The organism is Streptomyces sp. NPDC055287 (assembly GCF_053646035.1).
The window spans coordinates 36,491-47,032 of record NZ_JBSHNE010000041.1; the positions used below are offsets into that span (position 1 = coordinate 36,491).

8 protein-coding genes and 1 pseudogene are annotated in these 10,542 nt (G+C 69.2%); 4 read left to right on the forward strand and 5 right to left on the reverse strand.

Annotated elements, in window-relative coordinates:
* The 3 genes from ACWIHY_RS34240 to ACWIHY_RS34250 all read right to left on the reverse strand — a co-directional run.
* On the reverse strand, positions 1-2,853 hold a 2,853-nt coding region (locus ACWIHY_RS34240; protein WP_454380297.1), incomplete at its 3' end, for a caspase family protein.
* Positions 2,850-3,719: a hypothetical protein gene (locus tag ACWIHY_RS34245; protein WP_454380298.1), complete on the reverse strand. Its 870-nt coding sequence runs from the start codon at positions 3,717-3,719 to the stop codon at positions 2,850-2,852. The genes ACWIHY_RS34245 and ACWIHY_RS34240, both read right to left, overlap by 4 nt.
* Before the next feature lie 758 nt (positions 3,720-4,477).
* Positions 4,478-5,152, reverse strand: coding sequence for a hypothetical protein (locus tag ACWIHY_RS34250; RefSeq protein ID WP_454380299.1), 675 nt, complete (start codon positions 5,150-5,152; stop codon positions 4,478-4,480).
* Between the two features lie 307 nt (positions 5,153-5,459).
* Here ACWIHY_RS34250 and ACWIHY_RS34255 point away from each other — a divergent pair, with 307 nt between their 5' ends.
* From ACWIHY_RS34255 to ACWIHY_RS34265, 3 genes are all read left to right on the forward strand, one after another.
* Complete coding sequence (locus ACWIHY_RS34255) at positions 5,460-5,753, forward strand: WhiB family transcriptional regulator (protein ID WP_454380300.1); 294 nt, start codon at positions 5,460-5,462, stop codon at positions 5,751-5,753.
* Between the two features lie 47 nt (positions 5,754-5,800).
* Positions 5,801-6,130 carry a hypothetical protein gene (locus tag ACWIHY_RS34260; protein ID WP_454380301.1) on the forward strand — a complete coding sequence of 110 codons (330 nt, stop codon included), beginning with the start codon at positions 5,801-5,803 and terminating at the stop codon, positions 6,128-6,130.
* Positions 6,131-6,424: 294 nt separating this feature from the next.
* Positions 6,425-7,573: a hypothetical protein gene (locus ACWIHY_RS34265; RefSeq protein ID WP_454380302.1), complete on the forward strand. Its 1,149-nt coding sequence runs from the start codon at positions 6,425-6,427 to the stop codon at positions 7,571-7,573.
* A gap of 453 nt (positions 7,574-8,026) precedes the next feature.
* On the opposite strand, the gene ACWIHY_RS34270 is transcribed toward ACWIHY_RS34265, so the two are convergent.
* Positions 8,027-8,506 (reverse strand): hypothetical protein, encoded by a 480-nt coding sequence (locus ACWIHY_RS34270; RefSeq protein WP_454380303.1) that lies wholly within the window; start codon positions 8,504-8,506, stop codon positions 8,027-8,029.
* A 215-nt stretch (positions 8,507-8,721) separates the two neighbouring features.
* Here ACWIHY_RS34270 and ACWIHY_RS34275 point away from each other — a divergent pair.
* Positions 8,722-8,962, forward strand: a pseudogene (locus ACWIHY_RS34275) (LexA family protein); the annotation flags it as partial.
* A gap of 474 nt (positions 8,963-9,436) precedes the next feature.
* On the opposite strand, the gene ku reads toward ACWIHY_RS34275, so the two are convergent.
* Positions 9,437-10,255: a non-homologous end joining protein Ku gene (ku, locus tag ACWIHY_RS34280; protein WP_454380304.1), complete on the reverse strand. Its 819-nt coding sequence runs from the start codon at positions 10,253-10,255 to the stop codon at positions 9,437-9,439.
* Positions 10,256-10,542: the final 287 nt, after the last annotated feature.

Below are 10,542 nucleotides of genomic sequence, written 5' to 3' on the forward strand. Positions count from 1 at the left end.
GGTGTGGCCGGTGAGGGGCTGGCCGATCGGGGTGCCGGAGGCCAGATCCCACACCCGCACCGTCCCGTCCCAGCTGCCGGTCACCGCGACCGGGGTGCCGTTCAGGATCGTGCAGGCCACCGCGTCCACCGCGTCGTTGTGGCCGGTGAGGGGCTGGCCGATCGGGGTGCCGGAGGCCAGATCCCACACCCGCACCGTCCCGTCCCAGCTGCCGGTCACCGCGACCGGGGTGCCGTTCAGGATCGTGCAGGCCACCGCGTACACCGTGCCGGTGTGGCCGGTGAGGGGCTGGCCGATCGGGGTGCCGGAGGCCAGATCCCATACCCGCACCGCGCCGTCCCAGCTGCCGGTCACCGCGACCGGGGTGCCGTTCAGGATCGTGCAGGCCACCGCGGACACCGTGCCGGTATGGCCGGTCAGGGTGTCGCGGAGGGCTGGGGAGAAGTCGCTTCCGGTGGCCCATTGTGGGGTCCAGTTGTCCGGTGGGATGTGGCGGGTGAGTTGCTGGTGCTGGGTGACGGCGCCTGCTCGTGCGGCGTCGAGGGCGAGGACTTGTCGGCGTAGGGCTGCTGGAGCGGTGGCGTGGACGCTGAGGGAGGTTCGGTAGACGGCTGCGGCGAGTCGGCCGGGTTCGGTGTGAGCGTGGTGCAGGTGAGGCGTGAGGCCGCGGGGGACGGCGTGGACGAGGTACTCGGTGTCGTTGAGGACGTCGTCGAGGTGCCGGGCTGTAGTGGCGTGGGTGGCGAGGTAGTTGAGGGTGTAGGGGTGGGCGCGGGACCAGTCTCGAGTGGCGTCGCCGCGGTAAGGCACTCTGTCAGTGAGGACGTCGGTGAAGGCCGCGTGCACCGATGGTGGATCGGTGTCCTCGCGCAGGTGTTCGGCGAGGGCGTGGTGGTAGAGCCGGTAGGCGGAGCGGCCGTTCTCGGTGGCTTCCACGACGTAGGAGCCGGCTGTGTGGCGCAGCCACAGCAGGTCGTCGTCGGTGTAGGTGCGGCCGGCGATCGCGGATGCGAGCGGTGCCCAGATGTCTTCCCAGGGCAGGCCTTGGCCGTCGGCGAAGGCCAGCGGGCGCAACAGGTCCGCGGCACGCTGTGCGTCCGTGCCGAGGCGGCAGGTGAGGTCGTCGCGCATGGCCTGTCCGGGCAGGCGGGGCAGGCTCTTTTGCCACGTCGGGTCGTGTGGGTCGGGGACGATGTGGTCGGCTGCTGCCAGGGTGCCGGCGGTGATCCGGGCGACGAGGAACGACGTGCCGGCCGCCGTGGCAACCGCTTGTGCGACCGGCCGGAGCGCTTCTGGGCTGTGCCGGTAGGGGGAGGTGCGGCTGGCTTCGAGGAGGTTGCGGATGGTGTACGAGCGCAGGGCCTCGCGGTCGGCGTAGCGGGGGGAGTCGAGGTCGATGATCTCATCGCGGTCGGCCGCCGTGTGGGGGGCGATGCCGAGGCGGTCCAGGAGGTGGGGGCGGGTGCCCAGTAGCAGCCGGATACGGCCGCGGGAGTGGTCGATCAGTGGCCGCAGGATCCGCGAGCAGAGGCTGTCAGGCGTAGCGGCCTCATCGAGTGCGTCGATGAGCGCCGTGAACGGCCGCTGGTGCCGCTGGTTGTTGCTGCGGGCTTCGAGGGCTTCGAGGAGTTCGCCGGCGGTTTCGGCGCGCACGTGGGCGGCGGCGGCCAGTCCCTGCAGTACGTCGCTGTCGGTGAGGTTTTGGGCGTAGATGGCGACGTCGACTGCGTCTTCGTCCGGCGTCAGGTGGGGGGCGAGGTTGAGGGCGTTCACCGGTACGGTGCGGCGGCGTTCGGGGTGGGCCAGGGCGGCGATCAGGCCGAGCACGGCGGTCTTGCCGGAGCCGGGCCCTGCGGTGACCACCCGCCAGGCCGCCCTGCTGTCAGTGCCGGGATTGCGCAGCCAGCGGGTTATGTCGGCCAGGGCTTTGTGGCGGCCGCAGAACCACCATCCCTGTGAGGCGTCGCCGTGGTAGCCCATGGCGCGTACCAGCAGGCGGGTGGTGAGTTCGGTGTCGCGGCGGCGGGCCTGTTCGTCGAACTCGGCGGCCTGCTGGATGGCCAGGTCCACATCCGTTAACCGGGTGCTGTGGCGGGGGTTGGCCAGGAATGCGGGCGGCTCACCCGTCAGCCCGACTTGGGCCAGGCCGATGTACTGGTAGCCGGGCCGGTCGGGGTGGTCGTTCATCTGCTGTACGACGCTGGAGACCGACAGCTCTGGGGGGCCGTGCCCGGCGGTGGCCCAGCTGCCGATGGCGTCGTTGAGGAGCTGAGGGAAGAGTCCGGCCTGTGCTTGCTGGTGGGGCTGGGCGGAGGAGACGATCACCAGGCCGGAGCCGGTGGCCTGCCTCCACTGGCGGTTGATGCGCTCCAGCGCGGCCGCGGCCATCTCGTTGCCGCCCTGGCTGGAGTAGCACGTGTCGAGTACGAGCAGCAGGCGGCGCAGCTTGGTGTCACGCAGCATCGCCCGGGCCAGGTCCACGGTGGGCAGCGTGGTGTAGGCGATGTCTTGCGGGTCGGTGTCGGAGGTGTACAGGACGTGGTCGCGGTCGTCATCGAGGACTTCCCCGTGCCCGGAGATGTAGACGGCCAGCAGATCGTCCTCGCGGCGGTCCGGAGACTTGCAGAAGGCCCGTAACTGGTCGGTCAGCTGTACGCGGGTCGGGTCCAGGCCGAGCGCCGTCTGGTGCCGGTAGCCCAACGTGCGCGTGAATAGTTCAATGATGCGTTCGCGGGCGGCGATCAGTCCGGGGCGATCCCACTGCGGGTACTTGGGGTAGTGGGCGACGGCCGTGGCGATCAGGAACCGGCGCTGCCCACCATCGCCCGCCCTGTCGGCCGGTGGAGCACTCACGACAGGCCCCCGGCGATCGCCTTCCCGAACAGGGCATCGGTCAGGTACGCCCTCGCATCGTGTGCGTGGGAACCGTTGTGCACCCGCACGGACCGCAGGTGGTCACCGAATGCCGGTCGCAGGTCCTTCACCAGTGCCACGACATCGCCGTCGTCGGCGATGTTCGTCCACACCAGGTCGTCCCCTCCCGGCCACACGCCCCGCACCGGTCCTCCCACCCCCAGCGGCGCCGGCTCCAGCCGGTGAAAGATCAGGTTCGGGATGCCCAGGGGAGATCCGAAGGTGACCAAGGCCCGCACCTGATGTCCGGGCCGGGCGCACAACGCCTCGTACGCGACCACCGAGCCCAGGGAGTGGGCCACCACCACCCGGGTGTCCTCACCGATCGCGTCAAGCACCCGGTCACGGGCCCGGGCCCGCAGATCCTGGTCGGTGAGATAGCGGTGAACCTGCTTCAGGTCGAAGACCATCGCCCGCAGCGCGACCCCGGCAAAGAACCGCGACCCCGACAGCGCCCGAAGCGCAGCCTGCACCGATCGCGGCGTCGCCACGAGCGTATCGGCGTCTGGGGGCACCACCGCCGGATCGCTCTCGGCGGCCGCCTGCCACCACGCCAGCAGCAACTCCCGCTCGAAACCCTCCTCGACGTCGGCGGCGCTGTAGGGGGGATCTCCCACGGCAAGAAACTCCCCGGCCGGGCGGAACAAGTCCCCGTAGAACGCCATCGCCACATCCGCCTCCGCGAGAACGCCCGCGGATCCAGCCCGGCGCAGCCCGTCGGTCAGGGCAGGTCGCCACTCCTTTAAGAGGGAGTCCTCCCCGAGCAGCTGCTTGCCGATCCCGTGCACCCCCAGCACACGCGCCATCTGCCTACCCCCGCAAATCGCCCCACCTGTGGGAAGCACTTTAGAGGCAACCGTAGACCGGACGAGGGCAAACAAAGCGAACGCGCGGAGCTCGGGGCTGAGCTCCACGCGGGCTGCCTCCGCCTCGCCGCTGTCGCGATGATGCTGGCTCTCATCGCCTTCATCACCTACTACGTGGCGCAATCTCGCTGAACCTCAGGGCTTCGACGTGTCTCATGAGACACGTCGAAGTCTGGAGAACAGCGGCTGCTCTACCGCTACGACTACGGGACGCGCGTCTCGAGCACCCGGTCCTGGGTCAAGATCAAGCTGGCCGCCAGGTCGAAGTCCGGCATGCGGGCCGGCACCACCGCCTGGGTCTCCAAGGCCTACGCCGACCAGTGCGTCTACATGAACTGAGCAGATCCGCCCGCCCTGGCGCCGCAGCCGGATCAACTCGGCTCAGTCTCGCGGCGTACACCGGCCTCGCCACCCCGCAGCTCCCGTTGCGACCGGCGGCTTGGGCGCGCAGCAACGCGCGCCCAAGCAGGCCCTTGCCTCGCCGCCGCTGACCGCAGAGAGGCAGCTGTAAACCGCTTTGCGAACGTCGTGTGACGTCACAGATGCCTTCGGCGTCCGGCCCGCCCTGCACCCCAGGGCGGTAGGCGTCGCCGCCCGGGGGAGCAGCACCATCCGCCCGGTTGCGTTGCGGCGCTTCCCACGTGTGGTCGCCACCGGTCTGCCGCCAGGCATCTTCGTCGCGGTCCTCGCGGCAGCGACTAGGGGTGCGCCGGGGCCTTCTCGCTCGCCTTCTCGGCGGCCGGCTCGGGCGCCGACGCGGCATCGGCGTCCGCGGGCGCGGTGTACATCACCGAGTTCTGCTTGTTCTCCTTCTCGATACTCCCCTTCTTGACGAGGCTCTCCAGGCTGTTGCGCACCACCTGGACGGAGGTCGACCGGCCGTGCTTCTGGGCCAGTTCGGCGTGGACCTCGCGGGCCAGGTGCGGATGCCCAGGCTGAGCACGCAGAAGGCCCAGAACAACCTCGTGCAGCGGCGGCACAGCGTTCTTCGTGCCCTCGGCGACCGCCTTGGCCGCCTTCTTCACCGGCGCCTTGATAGTGACCGCCTTCTTCTTCGGCGCGGCCGCCCCCTTGGCCGACGCCTTGGTCCGCGCCGCCCTCTTCTTGGCACCAGAAGGAGCGGCAGCCACCTTCGATTCCTGCCGCGGCCGCGGCACAACCCGGGGTGCGGCAGCCTCGGCCGGTGCACCAGACTCCTCGGCCACGGGTGCGCTCTGCTGCTGCGCCACCAGCCAATTCTCATCGCTCTGCAGTTGCTTCAGACGCCCCCGCAGCTCCGCCTGCTCCTCACGGTTCGCCTTCAGATCGGCGGCATACTGCTCCGCATACCTGCTCTGAATGGGGGCGTTGTCGTTGTCCGGCTTCTCGGCCACAGCAACTCACTTTCCTCGTACGTACCTGGTTGTTGCCGCCGGATGCTACCCACCCTCAGTGGTTGTAGTTGCCTTCCTGCGCGATCTGCACTCCTGCGGGTACATGGGCTCCAGGGCCGAACTCACTGTCCTGCGTGCAATGGTGCTGCGGTCGTCCGCCACCCGGGCGACCGGAACCAGCCCCGGCAACACCCCGCCAGACACCCGGTCGCAGCCCTTCCGGCCCTGCGGTACCGGGGGAGGGGCGCGACCCGGCTGCGGCATAGGCTCGTAGGTGAGGCGGGGCCTCGATGGGGGAGGGGACGAGATGACGAGTTCGAGTGCCCAGTGGAGTGAGGGCGCGGCCTGCCGCAGCTCCGACCGGGAAGAACTGTTCGCAGACGCCACGCGGCAGAACCGGGTCAAGACGGTATGCGCCGGGTGCCCCGTTCGTACCGAGTGCCTCATCGAGGCCCTCGACAACCGCATTGAGTTCGGCGTGTGGGGCGGCATGACCGAGCGCGAGCGCAGAGCACTGCTGCGCCGCCGACCCCACGTGACGTCGTGGCGGCAGGTACTGGAATCGGCGCGGCACGCTCACGAGCAGCCGAAAGTCAGCTGACCGGCGACCTCAGTGCAGCCCTGCCGACACACGGAGGCACCCCACACGTGGAACTCCCGCACCGGGGCGCCCTCTCCGATGCCCACGGATCGCAGCAGATGACGCAGTACCTCGCCGGCGTCCAGGCGGCCGTCAACAACTGGGGCGGTGCACTGCCGGTCGACCCTGACCACCCGGAGCGCCGACAGCTGGCCTTCCCGCTGGCCCATCTCCACGGGGTGGGGCGCATCGTGACGCGCGGGGCGGCCGTTAGGCTGGCGGAGCCGATGGCCAGGGGTTCCCTGGTCCCCGTGGGGCCCGCGAGTGAGATCCGGGCCCCGCAGTCGTCTCTGCCCGACGATCCCCTCGACACGGCCCGTGCGCGAGAGCGCCGGTGAACCCGGCCGCGCGCGGCCGCGTCGCGGTCAACGCGGTGCTGCCTGCCGCACGGGCGCCCGCCCTGCGGCACCGACAGCCACGCACAAGGGCGGGCCGGACCCCGGTCGGACACCGGCTGCACCTGCTCTGAAAGCGTCACAGCGATCCCTGGCGAACAACCACATCGTCCACGGCAAAAGCGGCGGAGCGCACCCCCCACCACGTGAGGAGACCAGCGGTCGCTGCCCAAGTCGCCTACGGGCAGGGGCTCATGGAGCTACGGTGGGTGATCACGGCGGGACGAGGAGGGGCTGATGACAGAGGCTGCGAGCGAGCGCAGGGTCCTGCTGGCGGACGTACCCCGCCTTACAGCGGAGGAAATGATCAGGTGCTTCGACGAAGACTTCCGCAACCTCGTCACGGTCTCCATCGCCGATGCCACCCGGCGCCTGTCGCGCCCCGTACGCCGGCTGCTGCGCGGGCCGGAATGGCACCTGGACTGGCAGGACGCGCTGCTGTGGGCCGAGGGGGAGCTGCAGGTATCGGCTGAGCGCATGCGCCTGACCGGCGACGGCCGAGCAGAAGGGGTGGAGAACAAGCTCCGCCGTGTACGCGCGAATCTGCACGAAGCCCGACGCGTCAGCGCCCAGTACCGCCGTGAGGCATACGAACGCTCACCCGAACACCTCAACGCGCTCAACGCGCAGCACACCGCACTGTCGTGGCTGACCAAGGCCTTCCCCGCGGACTACAGCCGCCTGGTGGAACAGGCCAAAAGGGATCGGGGCATCGTCGAGCCGCCGCCGCATCCTCCCGCCCAGGACGTCTTCGATTCCGTCGAAGAAGCCTGCGAGATCGGCTGGCTGAAGGTGACCATGACCCCACCCGTCGCCCGCCTGCTGCAACAAGGCCAGGTCTCGTTCCGCGGCGCCGTCGCAGACGACGCCAGGGAACAGAACGAGCGCAACGTCCTGCTGCGCCACCCGCTGGCCGTACGCCGGTGGAAAGCAGCCCTGACCGAGCTCACCGAGCTGACCACCAGCCCGGCCAAGGCCTCCTCCAACACCGCGCTGGGCCCCCTGAACGTCGACCTCAGCCAGCTGCCCCACGACGACGCCATGCAGATCATCAACGCCCGACGGTTCTACTGCGCCGTCCACCAACGCCACCTCGAATGCGACCGCGTCGTACGCCACCTCATGCAGACCGTCGCCACCCGCAAAGACCACGCACCCCAAACCCACGCACGCCGCGAAGCGATCGAGCACGCCGACCGCACGCTGGCCGCGCAGCACCCCCACGCCTACGCCCACATCCGCAACGCCCTGCACCCCTACGAAGCCAGCCCCGGCCAGTTGGACCCCGCACTGCTGCCGGCAAACGCACGCGGAGCCCTCAAGAGCCGGCTGATCAAAGAAGCCCAGCAACTCCTCCCCGAGAAGGACCCGAGTCCGGCCGCCTGAGTGCGACGGCAGCCTCCAGGACCCGTGCGGGGGAGACTGTGGCCAGTAGCTGAGACCGCGACGGGATGAGGCGCCCGCTCATGCTGCGGTGTGCGGCCCTGCGCAACGTGCGAATGGAACGCAGGGCCGCAGCCGCCAGTCCTGTCAAAGAAGCGGCCTTCCGCCAGACCGTACGACCCCTGGCAGACCACAGCACGCTGCGCCCGGCCGAACGGCCGTGTCAGCACGCACCCATCGGGAAGGATGGCCCCATCGCCCCTTAAGGCCCCCACGCCGCCGGACCGAAACGTGCGGAATCAGGAACAGTGGGCGCGCCGCCTGGAAGCTGGCGGCGCTCGTTGACGGACCGCCGGGGGCTGGGCCGCAGGGTGCCCGGCCGGGCGGCGTTGCCCCAGCACGGGGCACCGCCTAGAGCGGGCGACGCCGTCTTCACCCCAGCGGGTCGGCCGACTGCTACATCACCTTGGCGAAGAGGTACCTCGTATCACCCATCTCGTCGCCGGTGTGCTGCCGACCGATGAGGACCTGGTTCTCCGGGGCCTGGACGTTGCTGTCGAACTCCTTCACCGGCGCGGTCCATTCGGCGGCAATGAGGGCCATCGGATTGCCCCACAAGTCGAGGAGTTCCGCCACGTGGTAGGTCGTGGTGCCGTTCTCGTCACCACTGTGGGAGCGGCCCACGATGACGCGGCCCTGCGTTGCCGTGTATGCGGTTCCGCCGGACTCCTCGATCTCATCGCTCCGGACGACCTTGCCGACTTTGCAGTTCTGACCGTTCTGCTGCACGGTCCCGTAGTAGTAGATGGTCTTCCCTTCTTCATCACCCTCGTGGGAGCGACCAACGAGGACCGTGTTGGCGGGGGCGATGAAGTCGTGGTCCGACTCCTTTACGGGCTCGCTGGCTTTGATGTCCACAACCTTGATCTGTGTCATGGGGGTTCCTCCCGCTGTAGGTGACGGCGCCCGGAGCCTGGCCCCGTCCGATCTCGACGTTCACCCTAAGTGACCATGACCCTCCACAGGGTGACATTCAGCCTTCTGCCCCACGGTCGTAGCGAGCGAACCCACGCCAGGCTCAACGCCATAGAGGCAGAATCGCCACCGGTTCCCAGGGAAAGTCCTCCGGGATTTGGCGAACTCGTCGGTTTCGGGTAGTCGGCGACAGTATGGTCGACGCGGCCATCCTGGAAGGCGACATCGTCACCGTGAGGCACCAAGGCACGGCGGAAAACGGCGACATCGTGGCCGCCATGCTCAACGGCGAAGCCACAGTCAAAGCGGCTTCGCCGCGATGGAGCCAACGTGTGGCTAGTGCCGGAGAACGACCTCTACTCACCGATCTGGGCCAACGAGGCGGACGTACTCGGCAAGGTCGTAGCGGTCATGCGCAGCCTGCAACCGACCCAAGCCCACGGCCCTCAACCTCCCCCACCCACCAGCCCCAGGGCGCGCCACATCTGTGCGACTGCGCCACGTAGAGGGCGATGGCGAACACGTCGAAGCCGACACCTACGGATGCGTCGGGTGCGGTGCGCCATATGGTGGGACATCAACAAGTGTCCATGGACGCCCGGAAGGCTGCGTCAGCCGCGCCGGGATGCGGCGGCCGCCCGTGCTGTGGTGTGCGGCCCTGCGCAACGTGCGAATGAAAACGCAGGGCCGCAGCCGCCAGTCCTGTCAAAGACGCGGCCTTCCGCCAGACCGTACGACGACTGGCAGTCCACAGCACGCTGAGACCGGCCGAACGGGCGCGTCGGCGTTTCGGCTGCGGCGCTCGAACTGACAAGCGGGAACCCAACTGCCGGCTCTCCGGCTTCCAGTCAGCGTTCCGTGCTCCGAGCCGCGTAGTTGTCCGGTGCCGGATCAGCCGCTCGGCGAACGCCCGCTACGGCTCTCGCGGCTGTCACGGGCACGTGGATCAGTCGCCCCGCGCCGGGCGGCCCGCACACTTTCCTCAAGCGCGGCCATCAGATCCACCACCGGCGCGCTCTCGGCCGGCTCGGCCAGCTCCTTGCCCCCGGCCTTGGCCGTGACCAGCTGCTCGAGGGCTTGGCTGTACTCGTCACGAATCTCCCGTTCCTCGATGCCGGTCAGCTCTCTGATCAGCACCTCGGCCAGTTGTAGCTCTCGGTCCGTGACGGGTGTTGGCGGTGCGAGGTCGCCGGGCTCCCGCAGCTCGTCGCGCCAGAGCAAGGTCTGGAGAACGAGGACCCCGTTGCGTGGTCGCAGCACCGCCAGACGCTCGCGACTGCGGATGGCGATCTTGCCGACACCGACGTAGCCAGTGCGGGCGAGCGCCTCGACGAGCAGGGCATACGGCCGGTGGGCACCAGGGCATCGGGGCCCGCGTAGTACGGCTTGCCGTAACTGATCGGGTCGATGTCCTGCCCGGGTACGAAACCCATGATCTCGAAAGCGCTTGGTCGGCAGCGGAAGACGCGCCAGGTCGTCCTCCGTGAGCGGGACCATACGCCCCCCGGGCATCGAAACCCCGCGCCCGACTTCTTCGAACGGGATCTCGCGGCCCTCCGCCGCACAAAAACGCCGGTGCTCGACCCTGCTGCCGTCCGCGCTGTGGATCTCGTGCAGCCGAACAGGATGCTCTTCGGTCGCGGCGTACAGCCGGATGGGCAGCGCGACGAGCCCGAACCGGACAAGGCCAGACCACGTTGCCTTCTGCATGTCCTCAGCGTCATGCGCCGCTGGTCAGGGCGCAATCTCCGACACCCGCCGCTTCGACGTCCCCGTAGCCGCCCGGGAGGGGCCTCGCCAACGCAACGCCCCCACCTCCCCACCTGGATTGCGTACCCCTTGACGGTGATCCGCTCACGAACGCATCGTGACGACTACGCACGAACCCACCCCAAAGGGGGTCCCACCGTGTCACTCACCTGGCGCTACCACCTACGCCCTGACGGCTCGTTCTCCCGCTCGGCGAACATCGACGGAGCCCTCGACTCGGTCACCGA